Source organism: Shimia aestuarii (genome assembly GCF_022814865.1).
In the GTDB taxonomy this organism is placed as follows: domain Bacteria; phylum Pseudomonadota; class Alphaproteobacteria; order Rhodobacterales; family Rhodobacteraceae; genus Shimia; species Shimia aestuarii_A.
Genome location: NZ_JAKVRD010000009.1, coordinates 29,775 through 49,019, shown reverse-complemented (window position 1 = coordinate 49,019; position 19,245 = coordinate 29,775). Strand labels below are relative to the sequence as shown.

Genomic DNA, 19,245 nt, shown 5'->3' with positions numbered 1-19,245 from the left:
TTGCGCACCAGAAATCAGGGAAAATGGGCAAGGATGGGGCAGCATTGGGAAAGCTTTGCGGGCCAACGCCCTTCAGGGCGGTGCGAAAACCGTCCTGACAAAGATATTCTCAGTCTCTGGGAGAGAGATGGTGCGGTCGAGAAGACTCGAACTTCCACGGGTGTTACCCCACAGCGACCTCAACGCTGCGCGTCTACCAATTCCGCCACGACCGCACTGTCTGTGACTTGGTGAGGAGCCGTATAGACAAGCCGTTCGGGGATGTGAAGAGGCAAAAGAGACGTTTTTGAAAATTTTCGACCCCGGCGATTTTTCCCGCCGGGGCCGTTGATTTCGGACTGCAACCTGCGCAACGCCGTGGCTTAGTCGCCGAGGTTGAAGCTCGGCAGCGCGGCGGCCGGTTGCGGGCTAGCCATGGGCGTTTCGCCCGCCGTCACAGCAGCGCGCAAAAGCTGAACCCGCTCCGGCTGACCGGGGGCAAAGACCGGCTCTGCGCCGCCCTCCATCGCCTCGATTGCCATCATGTACCAATCCTGCGCGCGATCCTGCGACGCGCCAACGCCAAAGCCCTGAGCAAGGTGATGACCGATCAGTTCCGCATAGGGTTTCTGCCCCATCGCCACCATCAAGAGCGCCGAGCCAAGTGCCACAGGCATCGCGTCGCGACGATAGCCCGAGAAGAGACAGATCTTCGCGGTGCCCGAAAGCTGCTCAATCGACATATTCGACTTGAGCACAAAGTTCTGCGCTTCCGAAACGACACCAGCCGCCGGGGTGGTCGAAAGCTTCGCAAGGAACGGCTCAAGCGCCGGGCCGAAGGCATCGCATTGCGCATCAACCTGTGCCGGGGTGACTCCCTGGAGCCCATCGACCAGCGTCTCGCCGGCGCCAATCGCATAGGTCCGCGCGAGACAGAACTGTTCGTTAAGCGCAAACTCCGGATCGCTGATATTCGACACCGTGGTGAAACCGCCGTTCGAGTTGGTCAAGAGAGACACCTTGCTGCAAAGCGAGGCCAGCGACGGTCCCGCCGTCTCTGCGGGCCCTGTGTTGAACAAGGTAATTCCGCCAAGCGGCGCGGCCTGCGTCGCCTGCCCCGAGGCCATCACCGTACCGCCTTGCTGTGGCACAGGCTGCGGTGTCGGCTGCGGCGCGGGTGCCGCCGCCATCTGCGGTTGGCTCGCGGCGCCGCCCATTCGGCACACGCCCTGATGACAGGAGAACAGCGCCGGCGTCGCATCATGGCTGAGGAAGTCATTGCGCGCATAGCCCTGCGGTGTCGATGCGAACACCATCACGGTACAGCTTTGCGCCCCGCACCAGAAGGAACTCCCCGACTTGGAGGTGTCGAGAATATAGTCGGTCTTGCCGTCGCCGTTGAGATCGGCAAGCTGGATAAACCCGGAGCGCTGCAAGAGCTGCTCTGCACTCGGGTCGGAACTCGCAGCAACCTCGTCCACTGCTGCGGACACGTCGACCGGCATCCCGTTATAGGTATTGCCCGCCATGCGCCCGCCGGTCGCTTCGCCGTACCACGTCTTCAAAAGGCTACGCGTGCCATCCGGCCCTTGCATCGCCTTGATGACCTGCGGTCCTCCAACCTGAGCACGGTTATAGGACGACACAAGGAAGTCCCGCTCATATTGCGTGAGGCGGCCCGTTGCCGGAAAACCGACATAGATCTGGTATTGCGTGATGGCGGCGCGGCTGCGCGATCCCATAACGCCATCGGGCGTGCCCGCGTTGAACCCGAAATAGTTTAGCGAAGCTTGCGTTTCGCGATTATGGGCGCGGGTCGCGGAATAGCGACTGCTGGTCGTGGAGCTGCGCTTCTTGCTCTTGTTGTGCTCGTTCATCAGCGCCCCGCCAATGATCCCGCCAACAATGGCTGCGCCAAGATTATCCGCCATCGCGGCTGTGCTGGACGTCGCCATGAAAGCGGCGATCAACCCGGTTTTCAAAGACCGTGAAAACATTTGTACTCTCCCTGAGAAAACACCTTTGGAATGAACTTATGCAGGCAAGATTACGCTGATTCGTGAGAATCGGGTGATGTTTTTTGCCAACCCATCTTGACCTTGACCTCTGGACAGTGCGCCTCGGCTCGCCCTATGTCTGCGCCAAAGGGCGCGCGGCTAAGCTGAAGGGGACTTCGCCATGGTGGAATGGATCACGCATGAGGGGCTGCTCCCCTATGACGACGCCGTGGCGTTCATGGAGGCCCGCGCCGAGGCAATCTCTAAGGGCGAAGCCGAGGAATGCATCTGGCTTGTCGAACATCCGCCGCTCTATACCGCCGGCACCTCTGCCAAACCCGCCGACCTGACCGATCCCGACCGCTTCCCTGTCTACGAGAGCAAGCGCGGCGGGCAATATACCTATCACGGCCCCGGCCAGCGCGTCGCCTATGTCATGCTCGATGTCGGCAAACGCGGGCGCGACGTGCGCAAATTCGTCGAACAGCTTGAGACCTGGGTCATTGAAACGCTGGCCGAGTTCAACCTGACTGGTGAAATCCGCGACGGCCGCGTCGGCGTCTGGATCGCCCGGCCCGACAAACCCCGGACCGCCACGGGTGCGCCCGCCGAAGACAAGATCGCCGCCATTGGTATCCGTCTGCGCAAATGGGTGAGCTTCCACGGCATCTCGATCAATGTCGAACCCGAGCTTGAGCATTTCAACGGCATCGTGCCCTGCGGCATTACCGACTACGGCGTCACATCGCTGGTCGATCTCGGCCTGCCCGTGACCATGACCGATGTCGACGTGGCCCTGCGGCGCACATTCGACACGGTCTTTGGCCCCCTCGATCAGAACCCGGATCAGAAATAACGCGTCAACGTGATCGCGAAGACCCCGAAATCATAGTCGCGCCGCCCGCTGCTCAAAGTCGATAGGCTTGCAGGATAGGCTGTCGCGGGGTTCGTAGTCGTCACATTGAAGTAGTGCCGGTATTCGCCCCGGATCGACCATCCCTCCGCAACCGCATGCTCCACCCCAAGCCCGAGATAGGGTACTGTGTCACTGTTCTTCATATTGATCGCATTCGGGGTTGAGATCGTGGTGTAACGCTCTTGAAAACTCAGATGCGCAGCACCGAGCGCGCCATAAAAAAGCGTGTCGCCACTCACCCAACCGCCGCGCAGCCCAATTTCAATCGCCCGATCAAAGCTCAGCTGCATGCTGCTACAGGCACAGCTATGGTTGAACACGCTGCCATCTGAAACCCCGGCCGAAAGCCCGAACTCAACCCCGTAGACGAAATCCCCGGCTCGCTGGTTCCAACCGAACACGCCGCCAACAAGCGCCGTATCCGGCGACGCAGTGCCGTAGGCTGTCGCCGAGCCGGTCGCGTAATGCGTCCCATCCCCAAAGGCTTTACCGGCGCTTAGACCGCCATAAATCCCGCTGAAATCGGTGGCTGCTGCGGTCGTCGCCGAAGATGCAAGAACGATAGCGGTAACAACCGCAGCCCCAGTCTTTGAAATCATACGCTTCAAGTCATCTCTCCTTCTTCCAGATGCCCCCTTCGAATCAGGAAGGCCGTCCACGGTCATATGATCTCACGCCCGCACCGCGGTACATAGCGACTGGATCAAACCACTGAAAAAATTCAGGGTTTGGTTGAATAATTCAAACAAAGCAATATGTTAATGATTGTCTCGTGAAGCCAGCCGCATAGCGAACCGGCGGAACCCGGCCTGCGGTGTCCTGACGCAATTTCAGGTATCGCTTTTGAAGCCGTGAAACACTATGTTTCGCTCCAGCAAGGAAAAACACTAAGCCAAGGGAAATCTCATGAAGAACCTTTTTGTTGCCACCGCAGCTCTGATCGCTCTTTCCGCCCCCGCATTCGCCGAAGGCGATGCAGAAGCAGGCGAGAAAGCCTTCAAGAAATGCAAATCCTGCCACATGATCGAATCGCCGGAAGGTGAGACCATCTTCAAAGGCGGCAAGACCGGTCCGAACCTCTACGGTGTTGTTGGCCGTGTGGCTGGCTCCGTCGAAGGCTTCCGCTACAAGGACGGCCTCGAAGAAGCCGCCGAAGCTGGCTTCGTCTGGACCGAAGAAGCGATCGCCGCATACGTCCAAGATCCCAAGGCATGGCTCGGCGACAACGATTTCGCAGCGAAATCCGGCATGAGCTTCAAACTCCGCAAAGGCGGCGAAGACGTGGCGGCCTATCTCGCCTCCGTCGCCCCGGCACCGGAAGCCGCGTCCGAGTAATCGACGCTCTGTTTCACCGGGTCCGCCCGGCTCCAAGACCCCCGCGCAACACCCTGTTGTGCGGGGGTTTTCCATTCTGCGCCCCCACCCCGCGAAACCCCGGTCGGATTTGACCCAAATCAACTGGGGTGCGACACTTTTTTTTGATCTGTGTCAAATAGGGTGATTGCGGCCTGCCCCCGACACATCTAAAAAAGACGATGAACCTGGGCGCGGGAAGAATCCCCCGTGTCCTTAACCCACCATAAGGGAGGCAAAAAATGGCAGACGCAGCCATTCACGGCCACGACCATGAAGACGAGCGCGGTTTCTTTACCCGCTGGTTCATGTCGACCAACCACAAGGACATTGGTCTTCTCTACCTGATCGTCTCGGCTTTCGTCGGTCTGATCGCAGTTCTCTTCACCGTTTACATGCGCCTCGAGCTCATGGAACCCGGTGTGCAATACATGTGCCTCGAAGGTGCGCGCTTTATCGCAGACGCCTCCGCGGAATGTACCCCGAACGGACACCTCTGGAACGTGATGATTACCTATCACGGCGTCCTGATGATGTTCTTCGTGGTGATCCCGGCCCTGTTCGGCGGCTTTGGCAACTACTTCATGCCGCTGCAGATCGGCGCGCCGGACATGGCGTTCCCGCGCATGAACAACCTGTCCTTCTGGATGTATGTGACCGGCGTCTCCCTTGGTGTTGCCTCGCTCCTGAGCCCCGGCGGCAACGGCCAGCTGGGGTCCGGCGTGGGCTGGGTGCTTTACCCGCCGCTCTCGACCTCGGAAGCGGGCTATTCGATGGACCTCGCGATCTTCGCGGTGCACGTCTCGGGTGCCTCGTCGATCCTCGGCGCGATCAACATGATCACCACCTTCCTGAACATGCGTGCCCCCGGCATGACCCTGTTCAAGGTGCCGCTCTTCTCTTGGTCGATCTTCGTCACCGCTTGGCTGATCCTTCTGTCGCTGCCCGTTCTGGCCGGCGCGATCACCATGCTGCTGACCGACCGTAACTTCGGCACGACCTTCTTTGACCCCGCCGGCGGCGGTGACCCGATCCTGTACCAGCACATTCTCTGGTTCTTCGGCCACCCCGAGGTTTACATCGTGATCCTGCCCGGCTTCGGCCTCGTCAGCCACGTGTTCGCCACCTTCTCGCGCAAACCCGTCTTCGGCTACCTGCCGATGGTCTGGGCCATCATCGCGATCGGCGCACTCGGCTTCGTCGTCTGGGCGCACCACATGTACACCGTCGGCATGTCCCTGACCCAGCAGAGCTACTTCATGCTCGCGACAATGGTCATCGCGGTGCCCACAGGGGTGAAGATCTTCTCGTGGATCGCAACCATGTGGGGCGGCTCGCTCGAGTTCAAGGCACCGATGCTCTTTGGCCTCGGCTTCCTGATCCTCTTCACCATCGGTGGTGTGACCGGCATCGTGCTTTCGCAGGCGGGTGTCGACCGTGCCTACCACGATACCTACTACGTCGTGGCGCACTTCCACTACACCATGTCGATGGGGGCCGCCTTCACCATCTTTGCCGGGATTTATTTCTACTTCGGCAAGATGACGGGCCGTCAGTACCCCGAAGTCGCGGCAAAGCTCCACTTCTGGATGTTCTTCATCGGCGTCAACCTGACCTTCTTCCCCCAGCACTTCCTGGGCCGTCAGGGCATGCCGCGTCGCTACATCGACTATCCGGAGGCCTTCGCCTACTTCAACAAGATCAGCTCCTACGGCGCGCTGCTCTCGTTTGCCTCCTTCGTTCTGTTCTTCGGTATCGTGATCTACGCGCTGACGCGTGGCGCCCGCGTGACCGAAAACAACTACTGGAACGAATACGCGGATACTCTGGAATGGACCCTGCCCTCCCCGCCGCCCGAACACACGTTCGAGCAGCTTCCGAAACAGGAAGACTGGGACAAGGGCCACGCGCACTAAGCGCTGTCCGCCTCTGAAACGCCAAAGAGGCCCCGGTTTTCCGCCGGGGCCTTTTTCTTACACGAGTAGTCTTCCCGAACAGCGCTCGGCTGTGAGGCGAGCGGAGAACACGACCATGTCGACGAATACGTCTCAGGCAGACGCCCTCAATATCATGATCGTTACCGTAGCCTTCTGCCTTGTCGCCTATACGATCTGTCACCGAACGTCTCCGTCCCGTAGCTATGCGCTAATTGGTGCATCACTTATCGCCCCAACTCTCGGTCTCTTCGTTCTGAATTGGCTCGACGCACCTCTGCCAACATCGATGGCACCAAGCGATGATCGCGCGTATCCGAGTGATGCCTTTCATCACGTGACCTGGCGGCTTCTCCTGATTACTGGAGGCGTCTTTCTTGGGTTTGCCGTATCGGCCTATTGGGTCAATAGAACCAGACAGCTCTGGTTTCCCGTCGCACTAAAGACACTCGCAATTCTGGTTCTAATTCCAGCCTTGAATCAGGTCTTTCCAAAGGCGACGCCAAGAAGGCTTATCGACTTCGAAGCTACAATAGCGCAAAGCCAGAACCTCCAAGAGCTTGTAAATGGGGCGGCTCTTGTCGCGGTCCTCTCGATACTCGGTCTGCTCTTGCTGAGTTACCTGTTCGGCCGCAGACGAACCGGAGCAGGCCTAGAATGACCGCACGCCCTCCCCGTCTCGACGAGATCAAGTCCCAGACCCAAGCTGTCTACGCGCGACAGGCCGCGGCATGGGACAGGTCACGGCAAGAGCACCACGACACACTTGGTCTCTATGAACAGCCTTGGCTGCAGCGCTGGCTCGACACTCTTCCTCGCCCCGCGCGCCTTCTCGATCTCGGTTGTGGCTCGGGACGCCCTATCGCCCCCTTTCTCCTCCAGCAGGGCCACCATCTGACGGGCTATGACTACAGCCCCGAGATGATTGCCCTCGCCAAACAACATTTCCCCACAGAGGACTGGCCCAACGCAAACTGGCAGGTGGCCGATATGCGCGCCCTCCCCGAAGGCCCGCGCTTTGATGGGATCCTAAGTTGGGACGGGGTCTTTCATCTCAGCCCCGAGGAACAGCGTGCCGCGCTGCCCCGCATGGCCGCCCTGCTTCGCCCCGGCGGCGCGATGATGCTCACAGTGGGATATGGCGAAGGCGCCGTGACGGGCACGGTCAATAGCGAAACCGTCTATCACGCAAGCCTGTCCACCCCGGACTATATCGCAACCCTGAAAGCCACCGGCTTTCAGCACGTATCGATCACGCCGAATGACGCTTCTGTCCTTGGAAGATGTGTCCTTCTGGCGACCGGATTTCGCCCGGATCAACAAGGCTAGACCCGCACCATGCCCCACACCTGGACCCAGAACGCCCCTGACACCAAGGTCGTGTTGACCCTCTGGCCCTATCGCTCGCTCCCTCGCAAGGGGTTCGCCGCGATGGTATTGATGGCATTCTTGCTTGGCACGGTGCCGCTCTACGGACTCTTGGGCACTGTGTTCCTCTGGGGTCTCCTGCCCTTCATCATGTTGATGGTTGCGGCGCTTTGGTGGGGGTTGGAGCGCTCCTACAAGGATGGCGACATCCTCGAGGAACTGCGCCTTGACGATGACATCCTGACCCTGACCCACCGCCCCGCGCGCGGACAAACCCAATCATGGGACTGCAATATCTACTGGGCCCGGCCCGAGATGCATATTCATGGGGGACCGGTGCCGCACTACGTGACGCTGACCGGCAATGGCCGCACCGTCGAAATCGGGCGTTTTCTCTCCGAGGACGAGCGCAAGGTGCTCTACGGCGAGTTGCAGGACTTCCTCAAAAACGCATGAGGCGGCTCGAACCACCGCTCGAGCCGCCTCAGAGTTCGCACCACCGCGATACAGACGCAATACCGACGTGATACCGACGTTGGTTTTTCGCCCCTAAACGAGCCCCCCCGCGATCAATCCCTCCGCGATTCGACCATAGGCTTCGGCCATTGGCCCGTCTCCAGCGGCCACCGGCACCCCCGAATCCCCGGCGAGTCGCGTCTCTAGGTCGATCGGCAACGCGCCCAGAAGCGGCGCTCCAAGGCTCTCGGCCTCCTTCGCAACGCCGCCATGACCGAAGATATGCTCCTCGTGCCCACATTTCGGGCAGACATAGGACGACATGTTCTCGATCAGTCCCAGAACAGGCGTCTTCAAAAGCTCGAACATTCCCAGTGCCTTGCGCGCATCAATAAGCGCCACATCCTGCGGCGTGGAGACAACGATGGCCCCGCTCAACTCGGTCTTCTGACAGAGGGTCAGTTGCACATCGCCCGTCCCCGGCGGCAGGTCCACGAGCAAGACATCCAACTCGCCCCACTGCACTTGGCCAAGCATCTGCTGCAACGCCCCCATGAGCATCGGGCCACGCCAGACCACGGGCTTGTTCTCATCGACCATGAACCCGATCGACATGATCGTCACCCCATGCGCCTCGAGCGGGATGATCGTCTCTCCATCCGGCGACGCCGGTCGCTTGTTGACCCCCATCATCCGCGGCTGCGAAGGCCCATAGATATCCGCATCAAGAAGCCCAACGCGCTTGCCCTTGCGTGCCAAGGCGACGGCCAAGTTGCTGGAAACGGTGGATTTTCCGACGCCACCCTTACCCGATCCAATGGCGATGATACGTTTGACGCCTTTGACCTTCAGAGGCCCCTGCTGCGGCTTCGGGTGGCCACCAACCTTGAGGCTCGGCGGGGCTTTTTGCGCCGGTGCCGGGCCATGTGCCGTAAGCGCGACCGACACATTCTCGACCCCCGGAAGGGCCGCCACAGCGCTCTCCGCCGCCTGTCGCACAGGTTCCATCTTGCGCGCCACATCGGGGTTGGGCGCTTCGATCACAAAGCGCACGGTGGCCCCATCAATATGTAATGCGCGCACCATATCCCGGTCCACGAGCGAGCCACCATCCGGCAGGGTCAGACGCGCCAAAGCGCCGAGAACGTCATTTTCTTTCACGGTCATTCTTGTCTCCTCATACCCTTCGAGATGGGGCGAACCTCTTGGCTGAACACGGTCCAATGCGCCCTTTTGAACATGAATTCAGTCAGTTGCACAATCCCTGTGCAGGTGGCGGTTGACGTAGCTTCCCCTATTCCATTGCTGCATAGCAGCATTGCAGAGCTATCCATTGTGCACCTGCAGCATGACCCTATATCCCTTTCATAACAGCGACACAGTCTCGCTCACGACGACAAACCGAGGATACATCATGGCACTCGCCACTGACTTCATCGCAAGCAAGCACGGTTTCACCGACCGTCTTTCCGCCCTGGCCACCGATCTGGTCGAGCGCCTTCGCAAGGCCCGCGCCTTTAGCCGCGCCTACAACGAACTGGCTGCGCTCCCGGATGCACAACTGCGCGACATGGGCCTGAACCGGTCGATGATCCGTCGGATCGCCTATCAGGCGGCCTACGAAAACTAAGGAATAGCTCCGGGAAACGCCTCCTCCCTTTTGTTTCCCGGAACTGCGACGGCAACTCTCCTCCTCCCTGTTGCCGTCGCCAAAAACACCGGACCGCAAGGTCCAACCGGAACAAGCCGCCCTCTCCTCCTCCCTGGGCGACTTGGACTAGCGGCGGCACCCTCTCCTCCTCCCTGGGTGTCGCCGCACAAGAACAACGGGCTCCGATAGCCCAAAGAGATCAAGGCGCTCTCCTCCTCCCATGCGCCTTGTAAAGACGCGGCGATCTCCTCTCCTCCTCCCTGGAGAGCGTCGTGAACATCGGCCCTCGGGCCACCAAAGATCAGGGCGCCCCTCCTCCCATTGGCGCTTCTGTGACAAAGAACGGCGGTGCCTTCCTCCTCCCTGGCACCGTCGTTTTTTCTTTTTGGGAGACTGTTTTCTCAGGACATGCCAAACCCCGCCGCACCCAATCGGGCGCAGCGCACTGCCTGTTTCAAAGAGAGGGCTCTAGAAGGGGATGTCGTCCGAAGGCGATACGAACTTGGCCACGACCTTCTTCACCCCGGCTTTGTCGAACGCGATCTCGAGCTTGTCACCCTCGATATCCTGCACGATCCCATAGCCGAATTTCTGATGAAAGACGCGCTCGCCAAGGGTAAAGCTCGACACGGCCTCAAGGTCGATGATCGTGTTGCGGCTCTCGCGCGGCTGCGACAGTCCCCGCTCTGCGCTGCGCGATTGCATCCGCTTCCAGCCCGGCGAGTTATAGGTGTTCGCCTGCGCGACGCGCTCATCCACGCGCGTGCTCGAGACCTGCCCGCTGGCAGCCCCATATCCCCCGCCATATAGTCCCGGCGGCGTAAGCACCTCGACATGATCCTCGGGCAGCTCGTCAATGAACCGCGACGGCATCTGCGACTGCCATTGCCCATAGACCCGCCGGTTGCCCGCGAAAGAAATCGTGCAGATCTCCTCGGCCCGTGTGATCCCCACATAAGCCAACCGCCGCTCTTCCTCGAGGCCCTTGAGGCCGCTCTCGTCCATGCTGCGCTGCGACGGGAACAACCCGTCTTCCCAGCCCGGCAGGAACACCGCCGGAAACTCGAGCCCCTTGGCCGCGTGCAGCGTCATGATCGAGACCTTGGCCTCCGCATCGTCGCTCTCATTGTCCATAATGAGGCTGACATGCTCGAGGAACCCTTGCAGATTTTCAAAGCTTTCCAGCGCCTTAACCAATTCCTTCAGGTTCTCGAGCCGCCCCGGCGCCTCCGGCGTCTTGTCGTTCTGCCACATGGTCGTGTAGCCGGACTCATCAAGGATGATCTCGGCCAGTTCCATATGGGTGAGGTCATCATCGCCCGCCATACGGCCCCAGCGCGCAAGCCCTTCGACAAGAAGGCCCAACTCCTTCGCACCCTTGCCGCCGATCCCCTTTTCCTCAAGCAGGATGCGCGCGCCTTCGAGGAGCGACACCCCGTTGGCCCGTGCGCAGGTCTGAATCTTCTGCTGCGCCACATTGCCGAGCCCGCGTTTGGGTGTGTTCACGATCCGCTCGAAGGCAAGATCGTCATCCGGGCTGACCACAAGGCGAAAATAGGCCATCGCATCGCGGATTTCCAAACGCTCGTAGAATCGCGGCCCGCCGATCACGCGATAGGGCAAGCCGATGGTCAGAAACCGATCTTCGAACGCCCGCATCTGGTGCGAGGCGCGCACGAGAATCGCCATATCGTCAAGCGACAGCGCCCGCATGCCCCGTGTGCCGCGCTGCATCGCCTCGATCTCTTCGCCGATCCAGCGCGCCTCTTCCTCACCGTCCCAATGACCGATCAGGCGCACCTTTTCGCCGTCCTCGGCAGCGGTCCACAACTCTTTTCCCAAGCGTTTCTCATTGCCCCGAATGACATTCGACGCAGCCGCAAGGATATGCTTTGTCGAGCGGTAATTCTGCTCAAGCCGCACCACATGCGCGCCGGGAAAATCCTTTTCAAACCGCAGGATGTTGCCAACTTCGGCCCCACGCCAGCCATAGATCGACTGGTCATCGTCTCCAACACAACAGATATTCTTATGCCCGCTCGCAAGGAGGCGGAGCCACAAATACTGCGCCACGTTGGTATCTTGGTATTCGTCGACAAGGATGTATTTGAACCAACGCTGATACTGCGCAAGCACGTCTTCATGACGCTGAAAAATCGTCACCATGTGCAAGAGGAGGTCGCCGAAATCGACCGCGTTCAACTCCCGCAGGCGGGTCTGGTATTGCTCATAAAGCTCCCCGCCACGATGGTTGAACGCCGCCGCATCCGCAGCCGGGAGGCGATCCGGCGTCAGCGCCTTGTTCTTCCAACCGTCGATTAGCCCCGAGAGCATCCGCGCGGGCCAGCGTTTGTCGTCGATATTGTTCGCTGCGATGAGTTGTTTCAAAAGGCGGATCTGATCATCCGTATCGAGGATCGTGAAGTTCGACTTCAGGTCGACCAATTCCGCATGCCGCCGCAAAAGCTTGACACAGATCGCATGGAAGGTGCCGAGCCACGGCATCCCCTCGACTGTCTCGCCAAGCATCCGGCCCACCCGGTTTTTCATCTCCCGCGCGGCCTTGTTGGTAAAGGTCACGGCAAGGATTTCATTGGGTCGCGCCCGCCCGGTGTTGAGCAAATGCACGATCCGCGCCGTGAGAGCCTTGGTTTTCCCTGTGCCCGCCCCGGCCAGCATGAGCACCGGCCCGTCCATCTTTTCCACCGCCTCACGCTGTGCGGGGTTCAACTCGTCAAGATAAGGCATCGGCCGCGCGGCCATCGCGCGGGCGGCGAGAGAGGCGCTCTCGAAAGCGTCGGATTCGTCAAAACTGCTCATGGCGGGCAATCTAGCCTGCCCGTTCCGCGTTGAAAAGTTCGCTTTATGTTCCAAGCCTACGTTTCTTGCCAGGAAATCGGTGTCTGGACAAATCCCAGCCCGCGCCCAACAAATACATCATGGACCTGCACGCGAAATATCCCGCCCTCTCCGACCTGCGCACCCGCGCGCAGAGGCGCTTGCCGAAATTCGTCTGGGAATTCCTCGACAGCGCAACAGGCACCGAGGCCACAAAGGCGCGCAACCGGGCGAAACTCGACGAGATTCTCTTTGCCCCTCGATCCTGCATGGCGAGTTCGAGCCCGACCTCTCGACCCGGCTTTTCGGTGAGGACTACCCCCTGCCCCTCGGCATCGCGCCCGTTGGCATGTCTGGCCTGATCTGGCCCGACGCCGAACGCCTCCTCGCCGCCGCCGGAAAACGGCTCGGCATTCCCTATACGCTCTCCACCGTCGCGAGCCAGACGCCCGAGACCGTCGCACCCCATCTCGGCACCCATGGCTGGTTTCAGATGTATCCGCCCCGCGATCCCGAAATTCGCGCCGACATGCTCTCCCGCGCGAAAGCCGCCGGATTCAAGGCGCTCGTCCTGACCGTCGATGTCCCGGTGGCGAGCCGCCGCGAACGTCAGGTGCGCTCAGGCCTCACAACACCGCCCCGCCTGACCCCGCGCCTCATGGCTCAGGTGGCATTGCGCCCCGCATGGGCGCTTGGCACCGCGCGCATGGGTATGCCCCGCATGCGCCTGATCGACGAATACGCGGGCAACCTCACGGGGATGAGTTCGACCGCCCACGCCGGATACCTCCTGCGCACCTCACCTGACTGGGACTATCTCCACTGGCTGCGCGACAATTGGGACGGCCCCTTTATCGTCAAAGGCGTCTTGCGCGCCTCGGACGCCGTCAAGCTTGAAGAGGCCGGGGTGGACGCGCTCTGGGTCTCGAACCATGCCGGACGCCAATTCGACGCCGCCCCCGCCAGCATCGAGGCCCTGCCCGCCATCCGCGCCGCAACCTCCCTGCCCCTGATCCTCGATAGCGGCATCGAGACCGGCCTCGACATTCTGCGCGCCCGTGCGCGCGGCGCGGATTTCGTGATGATGGGACGTGGGTTCCACATCGCTCTCGCCGCCTTGGGCGCGCGCGGACCGGATCATCTCGTGGACATCTTGGCCAAGGACATGGCCGCCAATATGGGCCAGATCGGCGCGCGCGATCTACGCGAGATTTCGAAGACTTTCCCCTGATTGCGCAAACATGTCGCAACCGCAGAAAGATTGGACGCAAAGCGCGTTAAAAAAAGGAACAAATCCTTTCACAAAAGTTACAGATTTACGCAGTCCTTGGTATTGCGCAGGCACTCGCCGGTGCCTTACCCCGTGACTACACTTTGGACAGAGCACGAAAGAGGGGAGCCTGCCCATGCCTGACTTCAAGAAAATCCTGATCGCCAACCGGGGCGAAATCGCCATCCGCGTGATGCGCGCCGCCAACGAGATGGGGAAACGCACCGTCGCGGTCTTTGCCGAAGAGGACAAGCTGTCGCTCCATCGGTTCAAGGCGGACGAGGCCTATCGCATTGGCGAGGGCATGGGGCCGGTCGCGGCCTACCTGTCGATTGACGAGATCATTCGCGTCGCCAAGGAATGTGGTGCAGACGCGATCCATCCGGGCTATGGGCTTCTGTCCGAGAACCCCGATTTCGTCGATGCCTGTGCCGCAAACGGCATTACTTTCATCGGCCCCAAGGCCGCAACCATGCGTGCGCTTGGTGACAAGGCCAGCGCCCGCAAGGTCGCGATCGAGGCTGGCGTGCCGGTGATCCCGGCGACCGAAGTCCTCGGAGACGACATGGCCGCAATCAAGGCCGAGGCCGCAGAGATCGGCTATCCCTTGATGCTCAAGGCGTCTTGGGGCGGCGGCGGGCGTGGGATGCGCCCGATCCTGTCGGAGGACGAGGTTGAGGAGAAAGTGCTCGAAGGCCGCCGCGAGGCCGAAGCGGCCTTTGGCAATGGCGAGGGCTATCTCGAAAAGATGATCATCCGCGCCCGTCACGTCGAGGTGCAGATCCTCGGCGACACGCAGGGCAATATCTATCACCTCTACGAACGCGACTGCTCGGTTCAGCGCCGCAACCAGAAGGTCGTAGAGCGCGCGCCCGCGCCCTACCTCTCCGAGGCCCAGCGCGAAGAGCTTTGCGAGCTTGGCCGCAAGATCTGCGCCCATGTGAACTATGAATGCGCGGGCACCGTCGAATTCCTGATGGATATGGAAACCGGCAAGTTCTATTTCATCGAGGTGAACCCGCGCGTGCAGGTCGAACATACCGTCACCGAAGAAGTGACCGGCATCGACATCGTGCAGGCCCAGATCCTCATCGCAGAAGGCAAGAGCATTGCCGAGGCGACCGGCAAGGCCTCGCAATATGATATCCGCCTCAACGGCCATGCCCTGCAAACCCGGATCACCACCGAAGATCCGCAGAACAACTTCATCCCCGACTATGGCCGCATCACGGCCTATCGCTCGGCGACAGGCATGGGGATCCGTCTCGATGGCGGCACGGCTTATGCAGGCGGCGTCATCACGCGCTACTACGACTCGCTTCTGACCAAGGTGACCGCTTGGGCGCCCACGCCCGAAAAGGCCATCGCCCGCATGGACCGCGCCCTGCGCGAATTCCGCATTCGTGGCGTGAGCACCAATATCGCCTTCGTCGAGAACCTGCTCAAGCACCCGACCTTCCTCAACAACCAGTACACGACCAAGTTCATCGACGAGACGCCCGAGCTGTTCCAGTTCGCCAAGCGCAAGGACCGCGGCACCAAAGTCTTGACCTACATCGCGGACATTACCGTCAACGGTCACCCCGAGACCGCCGACCGCCCCGAGCCGCCTGCCGATCTCAAGGCCCCGGTCGCGCCCGCGCGGCGCGGCGAGGCGTCCTACGGCTCGCGCAACCTGCTCGAGGACAAAGGCGCCAAGGCCGTGGCCGACTGGATGAAGGACCAGAAACAACTCCTTCTGACCGACACGACCATGCGTGACGGGCACCAATCGCTTTTGGCAACGCGGATGCGCTCCATCGACATGATTAAGGTTGCGCCCGCCTACGCCGCCAATATCCCACAGCTCTTCTCGGTCGAATGCTGGGGCGGCGCGACCTTCGATGTCGCCTATCGCTTCTTGCAGGAATGTCCGTGGCAGCGCCTGCGCGACCTGCGCGCCGCGATGCCGAACCTCCTGACCCAGATGCTCCTGCGCGCCTCAAACGGTGTCGGCTATACGAACTACCCCGACAACGTGGTGCAAGCCTTCGTGCGCCAAGCCGCCGAGACCGGCGTCGACGTGTTCCGCGTCTTTGATAGCCTGAACTGGGTCGAAAACATGCGCGTCGCGATGGATGCGGTGGTCGAGAGCGGCAAGATCTGCGAGGGCACGATCTGCTACACGGGCGATCTCCTGGATCCCGACCGCGCCAAATATGACCTCAAATACTATGTTGGCATGGCCAAGGAACTCGAGGCCGCAGGCGCCCATGTGCTTGGCCTCAAGGATATGGCCGGACTGCTCAAGCCCGCCTCCGCCCGCATCCTCGTCAAGGCGCTCAAGGAAGAAATCGACCTCCCGGTCCACTTCCACACCCACGACACCTCTGGCATCGCCGGGGCGACGATCCTTGCCGCCGCCGACGCCGGTGTCGACGCGGTCGATGCTGCCATGGACGCCTTCTCAGGCGGCACCTCGCAGGCCTGCCTCGGCTCTATCGTCGAAGCGCTGCGTCACACCGATCGCGACACCGGCCTCGATATCGATGCCATCCGCGAGATCTCGGATTACTGGGAAGGCGTGCGCGCGCAATATACTGCCTTCGAATCCGGCCTCGCCGCCCCCGCCTCCGAAGTCTACCTGCACGAGATGCCCGGCGGCCAGTTCACCAACCTGAAGGCCCAGGCCCGGAGCCTCGGCCTCGAAGAGAAGTGGACCCAAGTTGCGCGCACTTATGCGGACGTGAACCAGATGTTCGGCGATATCGTCAAGGTGACGCCGTCTTCCAAGGTTGTGGGCGACATGGCGTTGATGATGGTCTCCCAAGGCCTCACCCGCGCGCAAGTCGAAGACCCAAAGACCGACGTCGCCTTCCCCGATTCCGTGATCGACATGATGCGCGGCAATCTCGGCCAACCACCCGGCGGCTTCCCCGCGGGGATCGTCAAGAAAGTGCTGAAGGACGAAGCGCCCAATACCGAACGCCCGGGCAAGCACCTCGACCCGGTCGACCTCGACGCAACCCGCACCGAGCTCAGCCAACAGCTCGAAGGGCTTGCGATCGACGATGAGGATCTCAACGGCTACCTGATGTATCCCAAGGTCTTCCTCGACTACATGGGGCGCCACCGCCAATACGGCCCCGTGCGCACCCTGCCAACGCGCACCTTCTTCTATGGGATGGAGCCCGGCGACGAGATCACCGCCGAGATTGACCCCGGCAAGACGCTGGAAATCCGGCTTCAGGCCGTGGGCGAGACCGGTGAGGATGGCGAAGTAAAGGTGTTCTTCGAACTGAACGGCCAGCCGCGTGTGATCCGCGTGCCGAACCGTTTGGTGAAATCCTCGACGGCCCAGCGTCCCAAAGCCGAAGCCGGCAACCCGAACCACATCGGCGCGCCGATGCCGGGCGTGGTGGCCTCTGTGGCGGTCTCTGCGGGCCAAAGCGTCAAGGAGGGTGACCTCCTCCTCACCATCGAGGCGATGAAGATGGAAACCGGTATCCACGCCGAGCGCGATGCGACCATCAAGGCCGTCCATACCCACCCCGGCGGCCAGATCGACGCCAAAGACCTCCTTGTCGAGCTTGAGTAATTGATGGGAAAGGCGTCACACCCGTGACGCCTTTCCCTGCCCCCACCCTAGCGTTTCGATTGGCCGTGACTGGCCGCCGTCTCTTGCGGCCAAGGCACTATGGCCCCGTCAGCGGGTGGATTCTCTGCAAACGCTTCCTCGCTCTGCCTTCTCGGCTGGCACAGACAAAGGCTTGTCGTTTTTCAAAGAGCGGCGCACGAAACTGCGCGCAGTGCGGGGCTTGAGGAACGGGCGCGCCGCACGCATGACTGGTGGCACCTCCTCGGCTCCAAGCCGCAATTCCGGAAAAAGCGTCACGATCTCCTCATAGGCCTCGGCGTCCAGCGTGCTGACACCGTAGGCACCGACATAGAAACTCTCGGCCAAGGCACCATTGGCGTGCACGATCTCGTGGCGGGCGCACATGAAATGCCAATAGCGCACCCCCATCATGTCCTGCATCTCCGAGATTCCATTGACCCCGACCAGAGACTTCGCATGCACCAACGCCTCTTTGCTTTCGATCATCCGCATGAGGATCGGAGAGTGCACGTGAATGCGATGTTGTGGCGAGACCACAAGCATCTCGGTTGGCATCCCCTCGCCAAGCGCCCCTGCTGGAATATGGATCGGCTTGAGGTTCGGTCGCAACACAAGATCAAGCGGCGACAGCGCGCGCATGTTGATCCAACGCACCTCCTGAAAGCCGTTGTCCAAAGTCAGAACCCTATCCCCAACCCCGAGCTGTTCAACCGGTCGCAACCCCTGATCCGTCTCGATCATCGTCCCTTCTGCGAAACAAACGACGTTGGTGTTCTCAATATCAAGAAGCGCCGGGTTGACCGAAATACCACCATCCTCGATCCGCACACCACCGGCCTGTTCGAGAATACCATTGTCGGCAAGGTCCGCCCGCAACCATTCCAAAGGGTGATCATAGGTCTGCCCCGGATTGGCCGCGTTCCAGGCATCCAGAGAGGTTTGATTATAGAATTCCGAGAGGTCAACGAAATCATTGTTGGAACTATCGCCGTCCCCGACGCCCGTGCTGGTGTCGAAATCCGCAATGAGCTCGCCTTCGCCCTCGACCACGAACACATCCGCACCCGCGCCACCATAAAGCGCATCGACACCGGAATCGGCATAAAGCGTGTCGTCGCCGTCACCGCCAAAGATGAGGTCGCCCCCGTCGCCACCATGGACAACATCATCCCCGTCGCCTGCGATGATCACATCGGCGCCACCATTGCCATAAATCGTATCGTCGCCGTCGGTGATCAGATCGCCTTGTTCGTCGGCATAACCGACATCCATGACTTCCCCGGTCTCAAGCCCATCGACCTTTCCATCTGGCAACTGGCTGTCGGGCGGAAGGACACCCGGCTCAAGCACATCCACGTCAATCCCGAACGATACAGCGCTCAGGATCGGAAGACCGTCTTCTGCATAGAAATAAATCTCGTCATCGACTTGAAAGGCAATGACCGGCCTCGGGTCCACGCGAAGCCCCAAAATGCCAAGCGTGTAAATCTCTCCCGAGCCAAGATAGGTGATCGGGCTTGCCGTGCCCGAGCCATCGAAAGAGAACGTGGTCGTCCCGCTATCGCCGAGATCAAGTTGACCGTCGTCATCATTGAATACGCCGCTCTGCTCGCTCCCAAGATTCAACAGATTGGTATCGAGCAAAGACCCGAGGTTGAGAGAGGCAAGACTGCCGTCGTACCGATACACATTTGAAATCGCAAATTCAGGCATTCTTACCCTCTACCACTCGTACCAAAGCCAACAGTCACTCGTTGAATTGGATGTTCACTCGTTCTCTTTCTCCTCTTCCAATCTGGCGAAAAGAATATGTCTTAAATACGGCAGGGAAATACATGTTATCGCAATTACCGGAATATTATCGTTCTGTTTCAGATACTTAAAA

General features: G+C 60.5%; 13 protein-coding genes, 1 tRNA gene and 1 pseudogene. 9 read left to right on the top strand and 6 right to left on the bottom strand.

What is annotated here, in order from left to right:
* Nucleotides 1-128: 128 nt before the first annotated feature.
* Both MK745_RS10870 and MK745_RS10865 read right to left on the bottom strand, forming a co-directional pair.
* A tRNA-Leu gene (locus tag MK745_RS10870) sits at nucleotides 129-215 on the bottom strand.
* 147 nt (nucleotides 216-362) lie between these two features.
* Nucleotides 363-1,976, bottom strand: a complete 1,614-nt coding sequence (locus MK745_RS10865; RefSeq protein ID WP_243613315.1) for a peptidoglycan-binding domain-containing protein — start codon at nucleotides 1,974-1,976, stop codon at nucleotides 363-365.
* 181 nt (nucleotides 1,977-2,157) lie between these two features.
* Between MK745_RS10865 and lipB the strand changes: the two genes are divergently transcribed.
* Nucleotides 2,158-2,832 (top strand): lipoyl(octanoyl) transferase LipB, encoded by a 675-nt coding sequence (gene lipB / locus MK745_RS10860; protein WP_243613314.1) that lies wholly within the window; start codon nucleotides 2,158-2,160, stop codon nucleotides 2,830-2,832.
* On the opposite strand, the gene MK745_RS10855 is transcribed toward lipB, so the two are convergent.
* The gene (locus tag MK745_RS10855; protein ID WP_243613399.1) at nucleotides 2,823-3,491 is read right to left on the bottom strand and encodes an outer membrane protein; all 669 of its coding nucleotides are present in this window, start codon (nucleotides 3,489-3,491) and stop codon (nucleotides 2,823-2,825) included. The two genes, lipB and MK745_RS10855, sit on opposite strands and share 10 nt — an antisense overlap.
* Before the next feature lie 307 nt (nucleotides 3,492-3,798).
* Between MK745_RS10855 and MK745_RS10850 the strand changes: the two genes are divergently transcribed.
* The 5 genes from MK745_RS10850 (at nucleotide 3,799) to MK745_RS10830 (ending at nucleotide 8,003) form a co-directional block, all read left to right on the top strand.
* Entirely contained in the window at nucleotides 3,799-4,227 is a 429-nt protein-coding gene (locus MK745_RS10850; RefSeq protein ID WP_243613313.1) for a c-type cytochrome, read from the top strand.
* 260 nt (nucleotides 4,228-4,487) lie between these two features.
* Nucleotides 4,488-6,161, top strand: a complete 1,674-nt coding sequence (locus tag MK745_RS10845) for a cytochrome c oxidase subunit I (protein ID WP_243613312.1) — start codon at nucleotides 4,488-4,490, stop codon at nucleotides 6,159-6,161.
* Between the two features lie 115 nt (nucleotides 6,162-6,276).
* Nucleotides 6,277-6,840, top strand: coding sequence for a hypothetical protein (locus MK745_RS10840; protein ID WP_243613311.1), 564 nt, complete (start codon nucleotides 6,277-6,279; stop codon nucleotides 6,838-6,840).
* Nucleotides 6,837-7,508 (top strand): class I SAM-dependent methyltransferase, encoded by a 672-nt coding sequence (locus MK745_RS10835; protein WP_243613310.1) that lies wholly within the window; start codon nucleotides 6,837-6,839, stop codon nucleotides 7,506-7,508. The genes MK745_RS10840 and MK745_RS10835 overlap by 4 nt, the downstream gene beginning before the upstream one ends.
* Before the next feature lie 9 nt (nucleotides 7,509-7,517).
* Nucleotides 7,518-8,003: a DUF2244 domain-containing protein gene (locus MK745_RS10830; protein WP_243613309.1), complete on the top strand. Its 486-nt coding sequence runs from the start codon at nucleotides 7,518-7,520 to the stop codon at nucleotides 8,001-8,003.
* A 93-nt stretch (nucleotides 8,004-8,096) separates the two neighbouring features.
* On the opposite strand, the gene MK745_RS10825 is transcribed toward MK745_RS10830, so the two are convergent.
* Complete coding sequence (locus MK745_RS10825; protein ID WP_243613308.1) at nucleotides 8,097-9,170, bottom strand: Mrp/NBP35 family ATP-binding protein; 1,074 nt, start codon at nucleotides 9,168-9,170, stop codon at nucleotides 8,097-8,099.
* A gap of 247 nt (nucleotides 9,171-9,417) precedes the next feature.
* Between MK745_RS10825 and MK745_RS10820 the strand changes: the two genes are divergently transcribed.
* On the top strand, nucleotides 9,418-9,633 hold the full coding sequence (locus tag MK745_RS10820; protein ID WP_243613307.1) for a DUF1127 domain-containing protein: 216 nt from the start codon (nucleotides 9,418-9,420) through the stop codon (nucleotides 9,631-9,633).
* Nucleotides 9,634-10,122: 489 nt separating this feature from the next.
* Here the strand turns inward: MK745_RS10820 and MK745_RS10815 are convergent, their stop codons facing one another.
* Entirely contained in the window at nucleotides 10,123-12,474 is a 2,352-nt protein-coding gene (locus MK745_RS10815) for an ATP-dependent helicase (RefSeq protein WP_243613306.1), read from the bottom strand.
* A gap of 119 nt (nucleotides 12,475-12,593) precedes the next feature.
* Between MK745_RS10815 and MK745_RS10810 the strand changes: the two are divergent.
* Together MK745_RS10810 and MK745_RS10805 are read left to right on the top strand one after the other, a co-directional pair.
* Nucleotides 12,594-13,723: pseudogene (locus MK745_RS10810) on the top strand (alpha-hydroxy acid oxidase).
* 175 nt (nucleotides 13,724-13,898) lie between these two features.
* Nucleotides 13,899-17,339, top strand: coding sequence for a pyruvate carboxylase (locus tag MK745_RS10805; RefSeq protein ID WP_243613305.1), 3,441 nt, complete (start codon nucleotides 13,899-13,901; stop codon nucleotides 17,337-17,339).
* Nucleotides 17,340-17,447: 108 nt separating this feature from the next.
* Here the strand turns inward: MK745_RS10805 and MK745_RS10800 are convergent, their stop codons facing one another.
* The gene (locus MK745_RS10800) at nucleotides 17,448-19,073 is read right to left on the bottom strand and encodes a Hint domain-containing protein (protein WP_243613304.1); all 1,626 of its coding nucleotides are present in this window, start codon (nucleotides 19,071-19,073) and stop codon (nucleotides 17,448-17,450) included.
* Between the last annotated feature and the right edge of the window lie 172 nt (nucleotides 19,074-19,245).